At 30.7% G+C, this 22,740-nt stretch carries 21 protein-coding genes; 6 read left to right on the plus strand and 15 right to left on the minus strand.

Going from position 1 to position 22,740, the window contains the following annotated elements; genetic code table 11:
* The first annotated feature begins 309 nt into the window (after positions 1-309).
* Positions 310-609 carry a hypothetical protein gene (locus tag CLCHR_RS14265; protein WP_079440506.1) on the plus strand — a complete coding sequence of 100 codons (300 nt, stop codon included), beginning with the start codon at positions 310-312 and terminating at the stop codon, positions 607-609.
* A 112-nt stretch (positions 610-721) separates the two neighbouring features.
* On the opposite strand, the gene CLCHR_RS14270 is transcribed toward CLCHR_RS14265, so the two are convergent.
* The 3 genes from CLCHR_RS14270 to CLCHR_RS14280 all read right to left on the minus strand — a co-directional run bounded on the left by CLCHR_RS14270 (position 722) and on the right by CLCHR_RS14280 (position 3,712).
* Complete coding sequence (locus CLCHR_RS14270; protein WP_079440507.1) at positions 722-955, minus strand: DUF2249 domain-containing protein; 234 nt, start codon at positions 953-955, stop codon at positions 722-724.
* A gap of 154 nt (positions 956-1,109) precedes the next feature.
* Entirely contained in the window at positions 1,110-2,381 is a 1,272-nt protein-coding gene (locus CLCHR_RS14275; RefSeq protein WP_079440508.1) for an APC family permease, read from the minus strand.
* A 107-nt stretch (positions 2,382-2,488) separates the two neighbouring features.
* Positions 2,489-3,712: a peptidase U32 family protein gene (locus tag CLCHR_RS14280; RefSeq protein WP_079440509.1), complete on the minus strand. Its 1,224-nt coding sequence runs from the start codon at positions 3,710-3,712 to the stop codon at positions 2,489-2,491.
* A gap of 360 nt (positions 3,713-4,072) precedes the next feature.
* On the opposite strand from CLCHR_RS14280, the gene CLCHR_RS14285 reads away from it, so the two are divergent.
* From CLCHR_RS14285 to zupT, 3 genes are all read left to right on the plus strand, one after another.
* Positions 4,073-4,300 (plus strand): FeoA family protein, encoded by a 228-nt coding sequence (locus CLCHR_RS14285; RefSeq protein WP_079440510.1) that lies wholly within the window; start codon positions 4,073-4,075, stop codon positions 4,298-4,300.
* Between the two features lie 53 nt (positions 4,301-4,353).
* On the plus strand, positions 4,354-6,471 hold the full coding sequence (gene feoB / locus CLCHR_RS14290; RefSeq protein ID WP_079440511.1) for a ferrous iron transport protein B: 2,118 nt from the start codon (positions 4,354-4,356) through the stop codon (positions 6,469-6,471).
* 186 nt (positions 6,472-6,657) lie between these two features.
* The gene (zupT, locus tag CLCHR_RS14295; protein ID WP_079440512.1) at positions 6,658-7,461 is read left to right on the plus strand and encodes a zinc transporter ZupT; all 804 of its coding nucleotides are present in this window, start codon (positions 6,658-6,660) and stop codon (positions 7,459-7,461) included.
* A gap of 64 nt (positions 7,462-7,525) precedes the next feature.
* Here zupT and mntR read toward each other — a convergent pair whose 3' ends face one another.
* On the minus strand, positions 7,526-8,002 hold the full coding sequence (gene mntR / locus CLCHR_RS14300) for a transcriptional regulator MntR (protein ID WP_079440513.1): 477 nt from the start codon (positions 8,000-8,002) through the stop codon (positions 7,526-7,528).
* Between the two features lie 175 nt (positions 8,003-8,177).
* Here mntR and CLCHR_RS14305 point away from each other — a divergent pair, with 175 nt between their 5' ends.
* Positions 8,178-9,227, plus strand: coding sequence for a galactose ABC transporter substrate-binding protein (locus tag CLCHR_RS14305; protein ID WP_079440514.1), 1,050 nt, complete (start codon positions 8,178-8,180; stop codon positions 9,225-9,227).
* 131 nt (positions 9,228-9,358) lie between these two features.
* Here CLCHR_RS14305 and CLCHR_RS14310 read toward each other — a convergent pair whose 3' ends face one another.
* From CLCHR_RS14310 to udp, 9 genes are all read right to left on the minus strand, one after another.
* The gene (locus CLCHR_RS14310) at positions 9,359-10,315 is read right to left on the minus strand and encodes a tRNA dihydrouridine synthase (RefSeq protein ID WP_079440515.1); all 957 of its coding nucleotides are present in this window, start codon (positions 10,313-10,315) and stop codon (positions 9,359-9,361) included.
* Positions 10,316-10,492: 177 nt separating this feature from the next.
* Positions 10,493-10,654, minus strand: a complete 162-nt coding sequence (locus CLCHR_RS24820) for a hypothetical protein (protein WP_169896801.1) — start codon at positions 10,652-10,654, stop codon at positions 10,493-10,495.
* 222 nt (positions 10,655-10,876) lie between these two features.
* Positions 10,877-12,880 carry a KUP/HAK/KT family potassium transporter gene (locus CLCHR_RS14315; protein WP_079440516.1) on the minus strand — a complete coding sequence of 668 codons (2,004 nt, stop codon included), beginning with the start codon at positions 12,878-12,880 and terminating at the stop codon, positions 10,877-10,879.
* A 124-nt stretch (positions 12,881-13,004) separates the two neighbouring features.
* The gene (locus CLCHR_RS14320) at positions 13,005-13,703 is read right to left on the minus strand and encodes a response regulator (protein ID WP_079440517.1); all 699 of its coding nucleotides are present in this window, start codon (positions 13,701-13,703) and stop codon (positions 13,005-13,007) included.
* Positions 13,693-16,407, minus strand: a complete 2,715-nt coding sequence (locus CLCHR_RS14325; protein ID WP_079440518.1) for a sensor histidine kinase — start codon at positions 16,405-16,407, stop codon at positions 13,693-13,695. The genes CLCHR_RS14320 and CLCHR_RS14325 overlap by 11 nt, the downstream gene beginning before the upstream one ends.
* Positions 16,408-16,485: 78 nt before the next feature.
* On the minus strand, positions 16,486-16,830 hold the full coding sequence (locus CLCHR_RS14330) for a hypothetical protein (RefSeq protein ID WP_079440519.1): 345 nt from the start codon (positions 16,828-16,830) through the stop codon (positions 16,486-16,488).
* Between the two features lie 400 nt (positions 16,831-17,230).
* Positions 17,231-17,917: a YczE/YyaS/YitT family protein gene (locus CLCHR_RS14335; protein WP_079440520.1), complete on the minus strand. Its 687-nt coding sequence runs from the start codon at positions 17,915-17,917 to the stop codon at positions 17,231-17,233.
* Between the two features lie 23 nt (positions 17,918-17,940).
* Positions 17,941-19,131: a phosphopentomutase gene (locus CLCHR_RS14340; protein ID WP_079440521.1), complete on the minus strand. Its 1,191-nt coding sequence runs from the start codon at positions 19,129-19,131 to the stop codon at positions 17,941-17,943.
* Between the two features lie 136 nt (positions 19,132-19,267).
* Positions 19,268-20,056: a uridine phosphorylase gene (gene udp, locus CLCHR_RS14345; RefSeq protein ID WP_079440522.1), complete on the minus strand. Its 789-nt coding sequence runs from the start codon at positions 20,054-20,056 to the stop codon at positions 19,268-19,270.
* 406 nt (positions 20,057-20,462) lie between these two features.
* Here udp and CLCHR_RS14350 point away from each other — a divergent pair, with 406 nt between their 5' ends.
* The gene (locus tag CLCHR_RS14350; RefSeq protein ID WP_079440523.1) at positions 20,463-21,197 is read left to right on the plus strand and encodes a GntR family transcriptional regulator; all 735 of its coding nucleotides are present in this window, start codon (positions 20,463-20,465) and stop codon (positions 21,195-21,197) included.
* A gap of 90 nt (positions 21,198-21,287) precedes the next feature.
* Here CLCHR_RS14350 and CLCHR_RS14355 read toward each other — a convergent pair whose 3' ends face one another.
* Together CLCHR_RS14355 and CLCHR_RS14360 are read right to left on the minus strand one after the other, a co-directional pair.
* A complete protein-coding gene (locus CLCHR_RS14355; protein ID WP_079440524.1) occupies positions 21,288-21,536 on the minus strand; it encodes a hypothetical protein in 249 nt (82 codons plus the stop codon).
* 141 nt (positions 21,537-21,677) lie between these two features.
* A complete protein-coding gene (locus CLCHR_RS14360) occupies positions 21,678-22,628 on the minus strand; it encodes a DHH family phosphoesterase (protein WP_242966064.1) in 951 nt (316 codons plus the stop codon).
* Positions 22,629-22,740: the final 112 nt, after the last annotated feature.

Below are 22,740 nucleotides of genomic sequence, written 5' to 3' on the forward strand. Positions count from 1 at the left end.
ATGGCAGCCTATTTTGCACCATAGTTAATTAATTTTTCATGTGCTCAAATTACCTTATAATTATATAACAAAGTTATTAATAATTACATCTTAATGCAATAAGCGAAAATCTACTATAAGTGCATTTATTAAATCAATTCGTTCAGTAAAATGTATTCCTATTATAATCTTATCTAACTTCTGTATATGAAAAAACTAGCAATGTTTAGTTATAAATAAAAAATTGTTAAGTATTTATCTCTAAGCAAGAATATAGTAAGTAAACCTATACATATAATTTAGTAAGATTATTATATTTTGAGGTATTGAATGAATGCTAAACAAATAACCTTCCACCATTTGTTATATGAAAAAATAAAAGAAAGCCATAAACACTATGCTAAGAAAATTTTATCTGAATTATATCCAGATAAGTCATTAAGCCAATTTAATATTCTTTCAAAATTCTCCAAAAAGCATTCCAAACTTGTAACTGCGTCTATTAAAGATCTTGAAGAATGCAATCTAATTAAGAATTCTAATACATCTAAATTGTCACCAAGTGAAAAACAATATATACTTACCAAGGCTGGAAAACAACTCGTTGAAGATGATGGTAGTCTCTTATAATATGAAAAGGCTAGAAAAATTTCTAGCCTTTCTCTATTTAAAACTTCAATTGGATCCTTAATTTTTGCATATCCGTTTTAATTTCCTCTTTTTCGATTTAACTGCACATTCCTTATTTCTTCGTAATTACTATTCTCCATACCTCAGGCCCCTGCTCTAGATACTCCCACTTAAACTTTTCAGGAACCTTTGACATAAAATACTGATAAAGAGGACGTGGATCATGATCATTTATAAGTTCCATTTTTTCATCTAAATTTAGTTTTTCAAAAGCTTCAAAAATAATATCCTTCTTACTTCCTCTTTCTAGAGTCCTAACATCTATGCTTGTAGCAAAATTGGACATACTTGACTTCTCCTTTCGTTTTCCCTTATTAATCAATTTATTTAGCTGATATTATTATAACCATATGTTTATATTTTAAGTGTGATTTATATCACAACATGATATAACAATTAAGGATATTTCATGATTGAAATATCCTTAATTGTTAAATTTTCTATGAAACTCCTCTAAAGAAAGTTGAAGTCCTAAGCTTTTCTATGAAATTTAAAATGCTCTTATGCATGCTCATTAAGCTTACTAACAGCAATAACAGCCAGCCTGCTAAAGGCGAAAAAGTTAACAATATAGCTAACACAATGATTAGTAAAGTTATTAGTACTTTTAATAAAATTCCATTTACGCATTTCAAGCTTGCAATAAGCCCAAGAAGTGCATTACAAATAAAAAAAGTATTTGCGATTCCTACAGTCCATTCCAAAGTAACGTAATTATAATGAATAAGAACAATAACCAAACAATGAAATGTAGTTAACAATATTAAAGCTCTTTTAGGCGATCGTTCTTCTTCCTTTTTTCTTAGGAAAGCAGGAAGAGTTCCTTTTTCTGCCCTGGAAGCCATTTGTCTTGTCACAGCACCTAATATCATAATTAAGGTTGAATAACATAAACCTGCTGCTATAATTCCCATAATAATATATGATAAATTACCGAATAACGGAATGAGAATTAAACTTACATTGATATCTGTTTCTTTTGTAACCATATAGCTTGTACTATTCTGTAAAGCAAAGGTGGTCAATAGATATATGAAAATAACAGCTGAAAGACTAATTTTCATAGCGAGCATAAGCGTTCTTTCTGGATTTATTACCTCTTCAACATAACTTCCAATTACTTCCCATCCTATAATGGCCCAAAATAACAACAAAAGCGTCGAGCCAAGTGTTGTAATTTGCGGGAAGGCATTAGGAAAACTTATAGAATCTTGCTCTGAAAGATTAAAAATACTGCCAATAACAAGAATAAGGCCCGTAAGTGAAGAAAGCACTAAAGTAACTCTTCCCATTGCAGTTATTCCCATTAATAGAACAAGTACATTAAGCAGTAACAAAATTAAAATTACAAATATCTGATAATTATTTCCCCCCGGAATCATATTGCAAATAAAGCCAGAAGCTGTATACAAAACAGCTACTGGACCAAAGCAAACTGCTGCTGTTAAATAGTTTGAAGATAGTTCACAAAAATTCTGCCCAAGTTTCTCTCCTACTACTACATTTACTCCCTCATTACTTGAAGTCAGTATACTCATCTTTGTAAATATATAAGCAAATATAATACCCATAAGCATTATTATTATCCAAGCAATAATGGCCTTATCTCCAAGCATCTTAATTGCAATAGGCGGCAGAAGTACAATACCCGATCCTAATATTGGACCTATCATTAGGCCGCTAATAGTAATAGTATTTAGCTTTTTGTTCATATTTCCCCTCCTTATTGTTCATTATTATATTATAAGAGGGCAAATCCCATTTGTAAAATTGAAAATGTTAATAAGATCTATCGAAAATTTTGATGAAGTGCTATGATTTAGATATCTTTTCTTTTTACAAGTATATCTCCAACCTTCAATTCATCATGACATTGTACAGTAAAAATCATTTGTGGAATATTTGCACTTTCTATAACTTCCCCATTTTCTTTTCTCATATCCTCAACTTTTGTGAACTTGTTATCGCCTTTTATGGCTAAAACTTCAACAAAATCTCCATTATTAACTTTATTCCTTTGTTGTATCGTTGCGACGTAAGTTTCCTTATTATAATCTTTCACAATACCTACCATATCATAATTTTGTATATATGCTGAGCTTTCATAACTTTGTCTGATTTTTTCATCAAAATAGAAACCTGTTGTATATGGTCTATGGCTAGGTTTCTGAATCTCCTCCATCCATTTAGGATTAAATTTATAGTTTTTAGGATCCTCCATGTATTTATCAATTGCTTCTCTATAAGCTTTTACAACAGATGCTACATAATATGAACTTTTTATTCTTCCTTCAATTTTCAAAGAATTTATGCCAGCTTCAATAAGTTCAGGAATATGCTCTATCATGCATAGGTCCTTTGAGCTCATAAGATTAACTGTATTATCGCCCTCTGTAATTTTTTGATAGTCTCCTGTTTCTCCTTCTTCAAATAGATGATATTTGAATCTACAAGGCTGAGTACAAGTTCCTCTATTTGCATCTCTGCCAGTTATGTAAGTTGATAATAAACACTTACCAGAATAACATGCACACATTGATCCATGTACAAATGCTTCTATCTCGCAAGTTTCTGGTAATTCTTTTCTTAATTTTTTTAAATCTTCAAGACTCATTTCTCTTGCCGCCACAACTCTGCTTACTCCAACCTTATGCCAAAATAAAGCAGATTTATAATTTAAATTGTTGGCCTGAGTACTTAAATGTATTTCAAGTTCTGGTACAACTTCCTTTACTATACTCATTATTCCTGGATCAGCAATAAGTACAGCATCAACACCTACTTCATATAATTCCCTTAGATATTCTTCTACTCCCACTAAATCTTCATCATGTGGAATTACATTTAGCGTAACGTGTACTTTCCTTCCTCTTGAATGTGCATATTCAAGACCTTCCTTTAATTGTTCTATTGTAAAATTATCTGCAGCCGCCCTTAAGTTTAATTTATTTCCTCCAAGATATACTGCATCAGCACCAAAATCTATAGCAGTTTTAAGTTTCTCTAAATTTCCCGCTGGTGCTAGGAGTTCTATTCTGTTCATATTTTATGTCCCCTTATCTTTTAAATAAATAATACGTAATACCTTTATAGTATTACAGTATTATTTTTATATCAAGAAGTAAAAGATCTAATCTGTACTAATATAAAATTAAATGTATTTTGTCAGATGTCACATTTTTAAATATCTAATCATAAATTGTATTAAAGTTAGTCGAAGGAAACTTTTTTAGTACAGTATAATTTTTTTGCCTATATGAAATTATTTTTTAACTCTAATTATAACTTCTACCATGCCCATACGATTTTATATTTATAGAGTTAGCCTTAGGAAAAATATTTAACTTAAGAATAAACTTTTAGCTTAAAAATTTAAAATGTTCTATTTGAAGGAGGAAATAATATGTTAAATCTTAATAATATTTCAGTAGGAAACTTTGCTAAAGTTGAAAATTTGTCTGCAACAGGTATGCTAAGAGAAAGACTTCTTGCTCTTGGACTCACAAAAGGCGCAAAGATAGAAGTGATAAGAAAAGGGCCTTCTGGAGATCCCACAGTCTATGATATTCGCGGTGCTATGATAGCTCTTAGAAATGAAGAAGCTTCTTTAATATCTGTTAATGAATGCTAAAACAGCAGGTATTACCTGCTTTTTATAATAATATTATATTTTAGGAGGCTATAATGGGTCTAACATTTGAATCAACAAAAAATAGTTCACTAACAGACATATTTAAAATAGAAAAAAAGGAATCCCAATACATTATTGCACTTGCTGGTAATCCTAACACTGGAAAAAGTACTGTATTTAATTCCCTAACTGGACTTCATCAGCATACTGGCAATTGGCCCGGTAAAACAGTAGTAAACGCAAGAGGAGAATTTACTCATAACAGTAAAGAAAATATCTTAGTTGATATTCCTGGAACTTATTCATTATTTGCTTCATCTGTAGAAGAAGAGGTAGCAAGAGACTTTATTTGTTTCGGAAATTCAGATGCTGTAATAGTTGTTACTGATGCAACTTGTCTAGAGAGAAACTTAAATCTTGTCTTTCAAGTTATGGAGTTAAGGCAAAATGTAATACTATGCATCAATCTTATTGATGAAGCAAAAAAGAAAAATATAACAATAGATGCTAAAGGAATTGAACAAGAACTTGGAATTCCTGTAGTTTTATGTGCAGCTAAGAGCGGACAAGGTATAAAAGAACTAAAGGACGCAGTATATAAAGTTACAACTGGTCAAATAAAACCAAATCCTAAAGTTCTGATGTATGATAACTATATAGAAGAAAAAATTAAAACCATTCAACCTATTATAGAAAAAAATATACAAAATATAACTTCTAGATGGCTTGCCTTAAGAATTATCGATGGTGATAAAAAATTAATAGCTTCTATTTCTAGCAATATAGATAGCAATTCATTAGAAGAAATAATGAATATTGTAAAAGAATCTAACCTTCATGATGAAAATAGAAATATAAGAGATGATATTTCTAAGGAAATTTATATAAAAGCTGAAGAAGTAAGAGATAAATATGTAAAAGAAGATAAATCAAAAATGAACAGAGATAGAGTGATTGATAATTATATAACTTCAAAAATATTTGGTATTCCGCTAATGCTTTTAGTTTTAGCGGCAGTGTTCTGGGTTACAATAACTGGTGCAAATATCCCATCTGAAATGATAGCAAATGTACTTTTTGCCCTTGAGGATAAGCTTACTTTATGGTTTACAAACATGAATGCCCCAAGCTGGCTTCACGGAATTCTTATACTTGGACTGTATCGAACCTTAGCATGGGTTGTGTCTGTAATGCTTCCACCAATGGCAATATTCTTTCCTATATTCACAATACTTGAAGATTTAGGATACCTGCCAAGAGTAGCTTTTAACCTCGATCATTTATTTAAAAAGGCTTGTGCCCACGGTAAACAATGCTTAACAATGTGTATGGGATTTGGTTGCAATGCCGCTGGAATAATCTCTTGTAGAATAATTGAGTCTCCTAGAGAAAGGCTTATAGCAATCTTAACAAATAATTTTGTTCCATGTAATGGAAGATTCCCTACCCTAATAGCTATAGCTACAGTTTTCCTAGTTTCAAAAGGCGGAAGTGAATTTAGTTTTTTACCTGCTTTATCAGTTACCGCCTTAGTTATTATAGGTATATCTGTAACTTTGTTAGTATCTTATGGATTATCTAAGACAATTTTAAAAGGAGTACCATCTACATTCACTTTGGAACTTCCTCCTTATAGAGTTCCTAAAATAGGGAGAGTTTTATATACTTCAATAATTGACAGAACTATATTTGTACTTTGGAGAGCTGCAGTTATAGCTGCTCCAGCTGGCGCAATAACCTGGATACTTGCTAATATATATATTGGTGATTCAAGTATTATTGGACATGTTGCAGCTTTTCTTGATCCTTTTGCTCAAATTATTGGCATTGATGGATATATATTAATGGCCTTTATATTAGGATTACCTGCAAACGAGATTGTACTTCCAATACTCATGATGTGTTATCTATCGACAGGCTCTATGATTGAATTTAATAGCATAGATTCTTTAAGAGAAATATTATTAAATAATGGATGGACTTACCTTACAGCACTAAATACTATGTTATTTAGCTTATTACACTGGCCATGTGCTACAACTCTTTTAACAATAAAAAAAGAAACAGGGAGCTTAAAATGGACAGCCATTGCAGCTCTACTTCCTACTTGCATTGCAATTTCTGTGTGTTTTATGACAAGTATAATTTTTAGACTCTTAGGATTAGCTTAGTGTAATTCAATAAAAGGTTGTAACCTAAAAAGTTGCCAACCTTTTTATGATTATTCATAAAAGCTTTTAAATTACTTATACATTTATCCATTTTCTAGTATAATATAAAATATATCAATTGTTATCTAATATTTATTTTTATTCAAATGTATTATACTATTATTTATAAGTAACACGGAGGTTAAAATGAATAATATTTTATTTGCTTTTGGATTGACTCTTTTCGCTGGTCTATGTACTGGTATAGGGAGCGCTATTGCATTCTTTACTAAAAAAACAAATACTAAATTTCTATCTATAAGTCTTGGATTTTCTGCCGGTGTAATGATTTATGTTTCTATGATAGAAATATTCTTTAAAGCAAAAGATTCTCTTACAAATGAACTTGGTCTAAAAGTCGGCTCATGGATTACTGTAATCTCATTTTTTGCTGGTATGCTTTTAATTGCACTTATTGATAAATTAATCCCTAGCGGCGAAAATCCACATGACATGTATAAAATTGAAGACATAAATAATAACAATAGACATTTAGATACTAAACTCCTAAGAATGGGGATATTCACTGCATTAGCTGTTGGAATTCATAATTTTCCAGAAGGTTTAGCAACTTTTATCTCTGCGCTGCAGGAACCTTCTATAGCAATACCAATTGCTGTGGCTATAGCAATCCATAATATTCCTGAAGGAATAGCAGTATCAGTACCTGTTTACTATGCTACTGGCGATAAGAAAAAGGCGTTCTTTTATTCATTCTTATCCGGTCTATCTGAACCCATAGGTGCACTTGTAGGTTATTTAATATTAATGCCTTTCATTAATGATTTAGTATTTGGTATACTCTTTGCATCTGTGGCAGGAATAATGGTATTTATATCTCTAGATGAATTACTCCCTTCAGCAAGAGAATATGGTGAACATCATCTTTCAATATATGGCCTTGTAGCTGGGATGGTAGTTATGGCAGTAAGCTTATTATTATTTTTATAAATTATAATAAATATTATTATTAAGCCAATCCAATAAGTACAGGTGATTCTGGAATCACCTGTACTTATTTACTATTATCTTTCACATTTCTATATTCATTGAACTTTTCCATCAAATCAGGATACTTGTTAAAAAAATTTATCAAGTCAATCATTCCATATAAAACATTACTGCTTATAGTATGTTCAATCTTTTCCGTTTCTTCCAATAAATCATCTGATATATTAAGTAGTTTTAGAAATTCTTCAATTAGATCATGACGTTTTAATAAGTACTTTCCTATTTTCATTCCCCTGCTTCTAAGAATAATTACACCATATTTCTCATATTTAATTAAATTTAAATTTGCTAGTTTCTGTATCATTTTAGTAACTGAAGATGGCTGTACATTCAATGCAGCTGCAAGATCATTAGCCCTTATAAATCCGCTCTTACTTGAAAGTCTATAGATCATTTCCATATAATCCTCAGCTGAAGGTGATAAGAGGCTTTGATTTTTTCTCATATATTCTCTAAAAGTAAAAAATTCATCTTCTATCATTACTCCGCTCCTAACTTATTATCTGATACTTAAGTATATTATTAGTATTTGTTAAATATATTAATTGAATAAAGATTTTCCCTTGTAATGTAATTTACAAATAAAATAAGATAAATATTTATATGTCCTAACGATAATAATAACTATATCTACAAAAGCGAAAGAGATGATTTCAATGAGGAAATTAAGGCTAATAGCGTCAACACTAGAGATATTATTTATTACATTCTTAATAATGTTAAATTATTGTAGTAACAATATTAATGCTGAGGTAACTTCTCCTTCAAATCAAACACCTATAAAAATAGCTGTATTCATATATGATTTTAAAGATAGATATATATCCTTAGTTGGACAAAATTTCGAGGAAATTCAGAGGAATAATCAAGGAAAAGTTGAATTTACTTTTTACGATGGAATGGATGATCAAGCAGTTCAAAGTAGAGATATTAATACAGTATTAAACATAAGAGATACCGACCTTATATTGTTGGATATTGTAGATACAAATAATTCTAAAGTAGTGATTGATAGAATTAAAGAAACAGGTATTCCAGTAATTTTATTTAATAGAGAACCCATTAATATAGAAGACGTAAGATCCTATAATAAAGCATTTTTTGTAGGAACAAATGCATCACAAGCTGGGACACTGCAAGGTCAAATTTTAATTAATGCATGGAATTCCAATAAGAGTCTTGATACAAACAATGACGGTATAATGCAATATATTATGCTAATGGGAGAGCGAGATAACATAGAAGCTATAGAAAGAACGAGATATTCTATTTCAACTATCAATAAGGCGGGTCTTAGAACTCAAGAACTTGATCTGAGGGTAGCTGATTGGAATAGAGATTCAGCTCGAAGTATAGTAGAGGCACTTTATTTGCAATATGGCAGAAACATTGAGGCTATTATTTCTAATAATGATGAGATGGCAGTAGGTGCAATAGAAGCGCTTCAAAAATACGGCTATAATAAAGGAGACAATACTAAAACCATACCTGTAGTTGGTGTCGATGGTATACCAGAAGCTCAGGAGTTAATTAAGCAAGGTACTATGACTGGTTCTGTACTTCAAGATGCTAAAGCTATGGCTGAAGTATCTTACAATATGGGAATAAATTTGGTAGATAGAAAAAATCCTCTTGACGGCATACCATATGAATTTGACAGCACAGGAGTTGCAGTCAGAATCCCTTATAAAGAAATAATTAGCTAATTAACATGTAATTTAAATTAAAGGCTCCCAAATTTACTGGCAGCCTTTAATACTAGCTTCTATAAATATTATTTCTTCTAACAGCGCAAAACAAATAAACAAAATACTTCCATGCAACACTGCTCATAATATTAAAATTCACGCAAAGGTGTATTTTCTATCTCAAGTTCTTGAAACAGCCTTGATATAATTGATTTATATTCGTTTAAGCTATCTGTTTTTCTTATTTTCTTTGCATATTTATCACTATCCGCAAACAAATGTATCATATAAAACCATAATTCTTTCATTTTAAATAATACATTCTTATCTCCAGAAAGGACTTTCTGATAGCCTGTGCAAACTGCATCATGGAATTCTTTAACGACTTGTTTATCTATGATATTATTATTCTTAATTTCGCTTATTAATACCGGATTTGCAATGATACCTCTGCCTAGCATTACAGTATCTAGATTTGGATACATTTCTATCAATTCTTCATAATTCTTTACGTTAAAAATGTCCCCATTATAGCAAACAGGATTTTTGCTTAATGATAGTGCATCTTTAAATACCACCATATTCGGTTTGTTCTTGTAATAATCCGTTTGTATTCTCGGGTGGATTATAAGCTCCTCTAGAGGATACTTATTAAAAATTTTAATTAACTCATAAAATTCATCTGGTGAGTCTTTTCCGATTCTTGTCTTTATAGAAATTTTCGTTGTTGCCTTTGAGAATATCTCCTCTAAAAATTCATCCAGCTCCTTTCTTCGTGAAAGAAAACCTGAACCTTTACACTTTGCAACAACTGTACCAGATGGACATCCCAAATTTAAATTAATCTCATCATAGCCAAACTTAGTTAATTCGTTCACTGTACCAATAAAATGCTCTGAATTATTAGTAAGTATCTGCGGAACTACAATAAGGCCTTGATTATGCTCAGGTAATACATCATTTAATTCTCTTGAAGTAAACCCCTTATTTTTAGTTGGTGAGATAAATGGCATAAAATACTTATCAATTTGTCCAAAAAAAGTTTCATATGCATTTCTATATATATATCCAGTAACACCTTCTAAGGGTGCAAAATAATATTTCATATTATAATACTCCTCGTTTATAAATAATTTCACATCTATTGTATCCAACAAATATCTTTTTGTATAGTCACTTAATACTTTTCTATTCTGACATGTCACTTACTTTATTCTAGACGAGATGAACTTACCGGACTTACCAATAAGTCTTTGATAGAATTTTTGAACTAATACTATTGCTTACAATAAAAAAATCCTGTTTTCCCAAAATAAAACAGGATTTTTTATAATCTTTATCACTTGGCATTTATTTTCTTCTTCAATTCTAAATCTTATAGGATTGATTTTTCCGTCTTTCCTAAAATAAGCTATCATTTCTATCCTTTTAGAAACAACCTTCATCTCTGCACTTACCTTACAATATGCTACTTATCATTGAAAGTATATCCTAATTTTAAACTTTTTAAAGTTCTGAAGAAAAAAGAATGATCTACTAGCATATTGTAGACCATTCTTTTTTATGAAACTGTAACAAAACTAATCTGATATATAACTCTAAAATAAAATTTCTATTGCCCACAAATTTGTGGCTGTTCAATGAAAATTGAACTTAATTTTATAAGATTACTTTGAAGCTCTTTTTAAAAGTTCTTGATTACAGCTGCTTAAAAAGAGTGGAACATTTTCAATATCAACATCACTAGTATCAAGCCCAAACCATCTTGTTGGAGAAACAGTAAATCTTTTTATAAATAACTTAGCTCTGTATATGAAGGCTTCCCAAAAACCCAATTCTGTTTCATATGAAAGCTGTTCTACAATTAAAGAGAAACGAAAATCACCAACTCTTCTATCAGGCATAATAGTATAGTTTCTAGATTGAATGTTTATTTCTCCGCTTTTAACTAACTCAGTAGAGATCTGACGTAAATACACATTTAATCTTTGTTCTACTCTAAAGCCAAGTCTTAATTGGACTTTCACAATATAAAAAGTTCCAAAGGTTTCAACTTCATACTCTGCATCATAAGGGTTATCAGTAACAACAATATTAACAAACCAATACACATCTGCTTTCTTAGGTCTTTTATCTAAGATGGAGTACATTATATTTCTTTCAATTTTCTCTGCATATTCTGAATTAGTTAAATATACAAGATTTGTTGCGTATTTAGGTCTATCAGTATCTTTTCGCAAGAGATTTAGCTGCGCTTTATAATCTTCAATTTTTACATACTGTAGTAAGCGGATTTTAGTATAGTGACCTTGAATCCATATATACATAACAGATAAGAATGCTAAAGCAATTAAAACTGCTACATATCCACCATGCATAAACTTAACAGCATTTGCAATAAAGAAAGAAACTTCAAATATACCAAAGAAAATTAGCATACTAATGGCAATAGTAGATGAAACCTTTTGTTTTAATAAGTAGTTAAATAGTAGAATAGTTGTCATCAGCATAGTAACAGTAATTGATAATCCATAAGCACCTTCCATATTTTCGGAACTTCTAAAGTGTAGAATAAGTCCAATACAAACAATCCATAAAAGTTTATTAATTGAAGGGATATACAATTGCCCTTTAGATCTAGATGGATACATTATATGTAATCTAGGAAATAAATTTAATTTAATCGCTTCAGAAACAAGGGTAAAAGATCCTGAAATTAATGCTTGAGAAGCAATAATTGTAGCCAACGTTGAAATTATTATACTACAAATCAAAAAGCTATTTGGGACCATTTGAAAAAATGGATTTAAGCCTTCTACATTTATATACATAGGATTTTTTCTAGCAGATAAAACCCAAGCTCCTTGACCAAAATAATTTAATAATAAACAGGCTTTAACAAAAGGCCAAGAGGCATAAATATTCTTCCTACCAGCATGCCCAAGGTCCGAATAAAGTGCTTCTGCACCTGTTGTTGCTAAAAATACGCTGCCTAGAATAAAGAATCCTAATTTGTTTTCACTGCTAAGAAGAATCTTGATTGCATAGTATGGAGACAATGCACGTAATAGAGCCCAATCATGAGAAATTTGCATAATCCCTAAAATTGCCAACATCGAAAACCAAACAAGCATTACTGGTCCAAACATTTTTCCGATTAAATCAGTTCCAAAATGCTGAATAAAAAAAAGTATACTTAATATTACTATTACAATGATAATAATAATATCTTGATTACTACCAAAAAGAGCGTTAAAACTTGGAATAAGCTCTAATCCTTCAACTGCCGAAGTTACAGATACAACAGGGGTTAACATCCCATCAGCAAGTAAGGCCGAACCACCAAGCATAGCTGGAATAATAAGCCACTTTGCACGATTACGAACCAAAGTAAAAAGAGAGAAAATTCCACCCTCACCTTTATTATCCGCCTTCAATGTAACAAAAACATATTTTATTGTTGTTAAAATAGTTATCGTCCAAAAAATTAATGATAAGGATCCAAGAATAAAATCTTCAGATATATGTTCTAAACCGCCATTACCTTGAACAATTGATTTCATTACATAAAGAGGTGACGTTCCAATATCTCCATAAACTACACCTAATGCAACTAATATTCCGCCTAAACTTAATTTACTGATACCATTATGTTTTATAGTTGATTTCATATTAATCATCCTTTTCAATAAATAAAAATATAAATATAGTATGCCTCTTTCAAGCATAATAATTAGTATAATTTTGTCTAATATTAACTAAAATTATTGAAGTTTATAAACAGACAGCTAAAAATTAATCCTCTGCCAACCTATACCCTACTCCAACTTCAGTATAAATATATTGAGGCTCCGCTGGATTCTTTTCAATTTTTCTTCTAAGACTAGCCATAAAAACTCTAAGAGATTGAGTTTCATTTCCTACTGCAGATCCCCAAATTTCATGAATAATAAAATTGTGGGTTAACACCTTACCAGAATACTTACAAAGAAGTGCCATTATCTTATATTCTATTGGAGTTAAGTGAATATCTTCATTATCTATAATCACTTTTCTCTTATCAAAATTAACGACTAAGCCCTTAACTTTAAAAATTTCTATATTTTCCTTTTCATTAGTACTTGATGCACTATGCCTTAAAGATACCCTTACTCTTGCTAGTAATTCGCCAATTCCAAAAGGCTTAGTCAAATAGTCATCCGCCCCTTTATCTAAGGCCTCTATTTTTTGTCTTTCACTTTCCCTTGCTGAAACAATTATTATAGGAACTTTTGACCATTGTCTTATATTTGCAATAACATCGATTCCGTCCATATCAGGAAGCCCTAAATCTAAAATTATTAAATCAGGTTTATGTGACATAGAAAGCGCAATAGCTTCCGTTCCCTTTTCTGTTTCTATGTAATTAAATCCTTGTGCCTTTAAAGATGCTACTATAAAATTTCTTATAGGTTTATCATCTTCCACTACAAGAATATACGGTTTACTGTCCATTTTTCTCATCTCCCTTTGGAATATTAAATCTAAAAATAGCCCCGGCCCTTTCTTTATTATAAGCGCCAATTGTACCGCCATGCGCTTCAACTATAGATTTACAAATTGCAAGTCCAAGCCCAACACCTCGCCTTGAATCAGATATCTTATCCCCATTTGTAAAAAATCTTTCGAATATATGAGGTAATATCTCTTCTGATATTCCCATTCCATTATCAATTACTTCAAAAATAATATTTTTATTATCTTCATAAACTTTAACCTCAATTACCGAACCTTTAGGTGTAAACTTTACTGCATTGTCAAATAGATTTATAAGCACTTGTTCAATTAAGCTTCCATCCATAGGAACCATTATTACCTCTTCAGGAACTGTTACTTCTATTTTATGATCCTTAAAGCGTTTGGAAGTCCTTTGAACTGCCTCATATACTACTTCCTCTACAATTTCAATGCTTTTTCTAACTTTCAGATTTCCACCATCAAATCTCGTCATACTAAGAAGGTTTTCTACTAATCTTATAAGCCACTCAGTGTCATCATAAATACCTTGTAGCAGCTCTCCTTTAGTTTCTTCTGATATAAGATTACCTGTTTCAATAATAGTGCTTACAGCACCTTTAATACCTGCAAGAGGACTTCTTAAATCATGAGAAATTGATCTTAAGAGGTTACTTCTTAATCTTTCACTTTCAATTTCTAAATTAGACTTCTTTTGAGTTTCTGCAAGAATTTCTCTATCTAATGCTATGTAAATTTGACTAGCAACTGTTTCAAATATAAATTTTTGTTTCGGTTTTAAAGTTCCATTAGTGCATGAAATCCCCAACACTCCCAATATCTTCCCATGACTTTTTAAAGGAATATAATATCCTTTTGCTCCATAAAAAGTGTTAGTACCTGCACCAGATTCTTTATCATTAACAAATGTCCAATAGGCAACAGCTTCTTCATCCTTATTTAATAAACTTCTATCTTTTTCTCCTTTAATTGCTGTATAAGTGAATGGAGCTGATAGTTTATTTTCTTGTGCCAAGTAGCAGATAACGGTTCTTTCTAGTAACCTTGATAAATATTTTATACCTATTCCTACAACATCTGCAGTACCTGTTGCACTTAATAATTTTCTGCTTACTCTATATAAAATTTGAGTTGTATTTTCTCTTGCTAAAGAATTTTCTGCTTCTCTTCTTATCTTATTTGTAAGCGTACCTATTGTAAAAGCTACTATAAGCATTATCGGAAATGTAACCAGATAGCTTTTATCATAAAATTGCAATGAATATCGAGGTTCTGTAAAAAGATAATTAAATAAAACCACACTAATTGCAGAACATATAAATCCTAAAAGATATCCTCTTGTTTTAATATTTACAATAATAACTCCTAAGATAAAAATCATAATAATATTAGCTTCACCATAGTCTAAATAATCAATTAATACTGTAGCTAACGCAGAAATTAACATAATTAAACTTGATATCAAAATTTCTTTAAGCGATAAATTAAATTTAATCTTATTCTTTTTAGTAGAGGTTTCATTTCTTTCAATTGTTATTGAATTTGGTATAACATATACATCTATATATGAATTGGATTCCATAAGCTTATCAACTATATCTCGTGCATAAAAACGAGAAAAAACATTTGGCTTCTTATGATTTTTGCCTATAATGATTTTAGTAACATTTCTAAATTTAGCATATTGGATTATTTGCTCAATTGTATTGTCACTATGAACAGTTACTACTTCTCCACCTAACTGCTCTGCTAAATTAAAGTGTTTACTTAATCTTTTTCTATCTTCCTCGCTTAAGTTTTGTGACTTTGTAGTTTCAACATAAAATGCTATCCATTTGGAATGGTGCGCTTCTGCCATTCTTGTAGCCGTTCTTATTATTCTTGAAGACGATGGTGACGGAGAAATACATGCAAGTATTGCATCTGATGTTGGCATTACAGTTATCTGTTCTTTTGATAAACGTACATTTTCAACTTCATAATTTACTCTATCTGCAGTTCTTCTTAAAGCAATTTCTCTAAGAGCATATAAATTATTCTTAGTAAAAAAGTTATTTACGCCATTCTTAGTTTGTTCCGTGCTATATACTTTTCCATCACTAGACCTCTTGAAAAGTTCATCGGGTTCAATATCAATTAATTCTACCTTATTAGCTTCATCAAATATCTTATCAGGAATTGTATCTCTTATAGAAGTATGAGTTATACTTTCAACAATATCATTTAAACTCTCAATATTTTGAACGTTTAAAGTAGTATAAACATCTATCCCCGCTTCTAAAAGCTCTTCAATATCCTGCCATCTTTTTCTATGTCTTTGAGTGATCACATTGGTATGAGAAAGTACATCAACTAAAATTATTTCTGGTTTCCTAACAAGCGCTTTATCTAAATCAAATTCTTTTAAGGTTATTCCTTTATATTCAATTATTTTATTATCTAAATTTTCGATCCCCTTTACCAGTGCCATAGTTTCCGGCCTCGCATCAGGTTCAATATATCCAATTACTATGTCATGCCCTAATTTTTTCATATCATGAGCTTCCATAAGCATGGCATAACTTTTCCCAACGCCAGCTGCATACCCAAAAAATATCTTGAGTTTGCCCCTTGAAGAGTCTTTTTCTTCTTTCTTTATTTGATTTAAAAGATAATCTGGATTTCGTCTTTTATCAATATCTATTTAAATCACTCCTAACCTCAGTTAATTTTAATTTCTTTTCACTAAAATTATATAGGAGTATATGAAATAAAACTAGGATTATTCTATTTTTGAATATACCCACTCTTTTCCATCTTGTGTATAATCATAAAATTCTATACTACTTCCTTTAACTTTGCCTTTTAAACTTTCAACATTTAAATAATTCCGTTTATCTTTATCAAAAGTTATTTTTATCTCATTATCTTCTATTGTGTATTCACCATAGGTGTAAAATACATCCTTATAAAAATTATCTATAACTTTGCATCTTCCATTTGAAGTAAGTTCTAAAATTGTATTATCCGAAGTTTTATATTTACCACTATAAGGATCATTAGTTGAACCTGATATAAAAATATTAATCATAATAAAAAATAAAAGTATCGAAACTATCTTTTTCATTGTGTCCGCCTCATTTCTTTACTTGCTAATTTGCTTTCTACTTGTCAGAATTCGATTTTATATATAAATAATACTATTTTATATATAAAGATTGGATTAAAATGCTTATATTTGTATAAAGATTGTATAAAGATTATAACCCTTTACTAATAAATTTACTTTTTATAAATCTTAACAAAAAAATATCCAAAATAGAAATTTAATTTCTATCTTGGATATTCTCGTCTACTTCTCAACTACACTTATGGTACTTTCTAATGTGAATCCAAATTGTTTAAATAATGTTTCTGCGTTTTCTGATACTATGAAAATATCTAATGATATTATTTTACTATTTCCCCCAGCTTCGCCCCAATATGGGGATTTAGTACATTGGTCATAATTCTAGTCTACAAAGATTTCATTTTTTGTATTCAAAATGTTGTTTTTGAACCTTTATATGTATCAAAATTGATTTTTTTACGGCTTCTGATACAAATTGTATAATTGGTCCTCCAAATAAAGCTGCCATAACCGTTACTACACCTGCTTTTCCCCCAAGTGTAAAGCCAATTGCTAGGGAGCTAAGATCACAAATTATTTTAGCTGTTTTATATTGAGAATTTATTTTATCTTTTAATATCATAGCTAAAGCAGTAAATGGATCTAATCCAATATCTATTGCGATAAAAATTCCAAGTCCTATAAATAACATTAAACATCCAACTACTGAACTTAATATTTTAAACTCTAATATAAGTGGAAAATTAAGAGCTTCATAGATTTTAGAGCCTATTCCTACAAAGGTTCCCATAGGAATTGTATATATGAAAGTTCCAATATTTATGTATCTTCTATTAAGTAAAAATGCAATTACTATAATTCCGTAGTTCACCACGTTTGTTACTACCCCTAAGCTATCCATTGGAAGCCCGCAAATGTTGCGAACTCCATCATATAAAATTGCTACTGCATCATTCCCAAGCATTGCAGCTGAGTTAAATGCAATTCCGAATCCTACAAAAGCAACTCCAACCAACGCTATTGCAATATTTATCATAAAAGTTTTTAGTGATTTTTCTTTTGTTTGGTTAAACGCATTATTCATTAATTATTATCATTCCTTTAGACCTATATTAACTTATTTAATACTGATTCACCTATTGTGTTCTCTGGCATTTCTAACCCAAAATTCTCTACTATTGTTACTCCAACTGTAGCAAAACTATTGCTTATTTCAAGTAATCCGCTTTCAGTCATAGATGGCGAATATGCTAGGAATGGAACATGTTCTCTTGTGTGATCAGTGCCTTTGTATGTTGGATCATTACCATGATCTGCAGTAATTATTAACAAATCATCTTCCTTTAGTTTATCTAATACTTTCCCTAAATTAACATCAAACTTTTCTAGTTCTTCTGCATAACCAAGCGGGTTTCTTCTATGGCCCCATAACGCATCAAAATCTACTAGGTTAACAAAACATAAGCCTTTAAATTCTTTATCCATTATTTCTAAGGTCTGTTCCATTCCATGAACAGAACTTTTTGATTTATTTGATTCTGTTATGCCTTCGCCATCATATATATCACTTATTTTTCCAACAGATATTACATCATAGCCATTATCCTTTAATACATTTAGTGCAGTTCTTCCATATGGCTTTAAAGCATAGTCATGTCTATTACTTGTACGTTTAAATTCACCTTTTTTCATTCCTAAATATGGTCTTGCTATAACTCTTCCAACTTTCCATTCATCTTTAAGAGTCAATTCTCTTGCAATTTCACAGCAGCGGTAAAGTTCTTCTAAACCGAAAGTTTCTTCCTGACCACAGATTTGCAAAACAGAGTCTGCTGAAGTATAAACGATCATATCTCCTGTTTCTATTTGGTGTTCCCCAAGCTCATCTAGGATTTCTGTGCCACTAGCACTTTTATTACCTACAATTTTATGCCCTGTTCTTTTTGTAAGCTCATCTAATAATTCTTGTGGGAAACCTGTATCAGTAAAAGTTTGGAATGGCGTTTCTATTTTTAACCCCATCATCTCCCAATGTCCAGTCATTGTATCCTTTCCAACACTTGCCTCTCTCATTTTCATGAAATAGCTTAGAGGTTTATCAACTGGGCCCACGTGCTTAATAGGACGTAAATTTCCCAAACCTAATTTTTGTAAGTTGGGAATATTAAAGCTTTCTACTGATTCTGCTATATGCCCAAGGGTATCTACCTTAATATCTCCATACTCCTTTGAGTCCTCCATCTCTCCAATTCCAAGAGAATCTACTACTATAGTAAAAATTCTATTATATTTTTTCATAACTCCACCCTTTCTAAAAATAATTCTAAAATTAAATTTCTCATTTAATTAATAATTCACCTTTTAATTTTAGTTTTAATTACTTATTATTTCAAATCGTCTTCTGTAAATGACATTGGCAATAATTCTTCAATTCTTATTTATTATCTTCTCTCTCTTTGTCAGCTTTTATTAATTTTCTTATTCCCTCAATTGCAACTTCTATAGCAGTTTCTGTATCATGCACTATTTTATTTTCAAGTCCAGCCTTTTCGCGTTCTTGATTTGCAACAACTAAAAATACTGAACCAACTCGTACCTTTAAGTAACTTCCTACTATAAATAAAGCCGCTGATTCCATTTCAGATGCAAGACATCCCATTTTTAACCATGCATCCCACTTGTTTAGTAATTCATTACTAACAGGTTTAGTTTCTGGTGAATGTTGGCCATAAAAAGAATCCTTGCATTGAACTACTCCAACATGATAATCTTTATTTAAATCCTTAGATGCTTGTGTAAGCAGGCTTGCAACTTCAAAATTTGCAACAGCTGGGAATTCAATTGGCGCATATTCTTTACTAGTTCCTTCAGCTCTAATCGCTCCTGTAGCTACAACCACATCTCCACCTTTAACATTTATGTCCATTCCACCACATGTACCTACTCTTACGAAAGTATCCGCTCCGCAATTTACTAGTTCTTCTAAAGCTATAGCTGCTGATGGTCCCCCTATTCCTGTCGAAGTAACACTTACTTTAACGCCATCTAAATATCCAGTATAAGTAACATACTCTCTTTTATCAGCAATAAGCTTTGGTTCATCAAAGTAAGAAGCTATCTTTTCGCATCTTTTTGGATCTCCCGGCAATATTACGTATTTACCTACTTCTCCTTCTTTAACATCTATATGATATTGTTTACCCGAACCTTCTGAATAATTCATGCTAATCCCTCCATATATTTGATAAACCGCCTTAAGAATACGGTTACACTTATGTTCTTAAAAAATGTTGGATACGCTTCAAACTTGTCTACCAACTTGTATTATTGTCTGTACCAAAAGAATAGCATGTCTAATATTCCTTGTCAATACTTTTATTAATCCTATCTTTCTAGTTATATTTAATTGAAAACATCGATAAAATATGTACGAAATCTCAAGCAGACATGGTTAATACACCGCCTGAAATTATTTACAACAATTTGATTGCCACTGTCATAGAATTTAAGTTATAATAAATATAAATGAAATGTTTATCTGAAAATATATAATTTAGACGTTATACTTGTCTAGACATGTTTACGCTTTTAACTAGACACGTTTATGACTTCAGAAAGGTGATATTCTTATGAATGAATTTGATATCGTTGAAAACTCTAAGGAATTGAGATATGTAACTGTTTATAATCAACTTTTTAAAATGATAAACGAAGGTACTTTTCCTGAAGGAAGCAGACTTCCATCTGAACCTGAACTTTCAAAACTAATTGGTGTTAGCAGGACAACATTAAGACAAGCACTTGCACTACTTCAAGATGATGGACTTGTGAATAATATTCGAGGCAAAGGAAATTTCATAGTAAAATCTAGGCCACAAAAAGACTTGGGCCTCGAAACAATCGGCCACCCCGTATACAAGTGCCTAAACGAAGCGATTGATGAGGTTAGTATTGCGTTACGTATAGAACCATCGACAGAATATTTCAATAAGATCTTAATAAAGAAAACTGCCGCTGTAGTATTAATTGATAGATGGTATAAATCACAAGGCGAAGCTGTGGCTTATTCCTTTACATTATTTCCAATTGAAACAATTTCAAATTTCAATTTGGATTTAAATGATCATGATAAAATTTTGAATTTCATAGAAAAAGAAATTTATGAATTAGCAAGTAATATATTAGTTGAAATTAAATATTCTACTTCTGGAAATTTTGCTGCTAAAACTAACCCAATTTCCTCCGAAGACCAATTTTATCTAATACAGGAAACTATACATAAGGACTCAGAATTTCCGATAGCATCCAACAAACATTATTTGCCTATAAAAACTAGTGCAATTAAATTTCATCCTAAAAAATAGTATTAGCAATTAATGATTCCCTACATACATCAATAACAACATAATGCCATATATGTACGCATAAAAAATAGCACTTACGAAAGTAAGTGCTTAATTACATTCGACATTAATGTCTACCAACTCAATTTCCTTGCTTCCTTTAGGTAAGTTTGGAATCTCATCGTCACCATATCTTATCCTTATTAAAGCTGCCCTATAAATATCATCAGAGTAATTACCGTCTTTATATAAAAACATTGCTGTTTCTTTTTCTAAACAGCTAGGCATTATATCTTCAACATTATAGTGTCTTCCTTTATACTTGAATATACATTTAATTAATGTTTTAATTTTACTCATTTTTATCACCCTAATCACCTAGTATATGATAAACATGAATAAGTGTTACTTTTTATATTAAGCTGTTTTTAGAAGCCATCTTTCTATTATTTCAGCTTCCTCACTAGATTCTTTTTATTCGCTATTATTATATAACTTACCTTATAAAGTCTCCGCCAATAAAATATCCTTGAAAAGTTTATATATTTTTTCTTTATTAAAATTTGTTACATCTTTTATTAAACCCCCAGCCATATCCTTATGTCCGCCTCCAAAACCAATTCCCTTTAATGCTTTTTGTATAACAACAGCCGCACTCAACTTACTTTTCTCATTTCTAATAGAGAAATTTATTACCCCATTATTTTTTGCGCACAGAATTACAAACTCAATCTCCTCAAGTGACAATGTAAAGTCGCCAAGAATTCCAAGTAAATTCTGATCACATCCATCCTCAAAATAGCAGAACGCAACTCCCTCATCAATCTTTATGTTATCTATTAAGTACTTATAGAAATTTAGATCCTGAGTTTTAATATTATTTCTGAGTATTGAATTAACTAATGGAATATTAGCTTTTTCATATAGTATATGAAAGGCGTTTACATCTTCCTCTGATACGCCCCTTGTAAGTTGAGCTGTATCCATGTTTAGTCCTATAATTAGTGCAGTAGCTACATCCTTGGATATACTTATTCCAAGTTCTTTATAGTACGTATAAATTATGGTTGAGCAAGCTCCATAGCTGCTCCTTATATCAATATATCTGATATTTTCTGGTTTATTGACATCATGATGGTCTATTACTAATATTTCATATCCCTTTAAGTCTTCAACATTGCTATTTCCCTTACAACCATCTACTACAATTATTCTATCTTCATCACCTATATCAAATTCTTCATGCTTTCTGATGTTTATATTAATACTTTCTATCATTTTAACAAGTGAATCTCGTTGAATCTCCCCTTTATATATAATATGAGAGCTTATTCCAAACTCCAACAAAAGCTTGCTTAATCCATAGGCTGATGCTACTGCATCGTGATCTGGGAAATTATGAGTTTGTATAAGAACTCTTTTTGAATTTTTTAATTCATTAATAAAATCCATAATTTGAAACATATGCACACCATTCCTTATAACTAACTTCTTTGAACAAATTTATGACTTATAACCATATTTTACATACAATATTTTATTTAGTTAAATTTTAAACTCCATT

The organism is Clostridium chromiireducens (assembly GCF_002029255.1).
Taxonomy (GTDB): Bacteria; Bacillota; Clostridia; order Clostridiales; family Clostridiaceae; genus Clostridium; species Clostridium chromiireducens.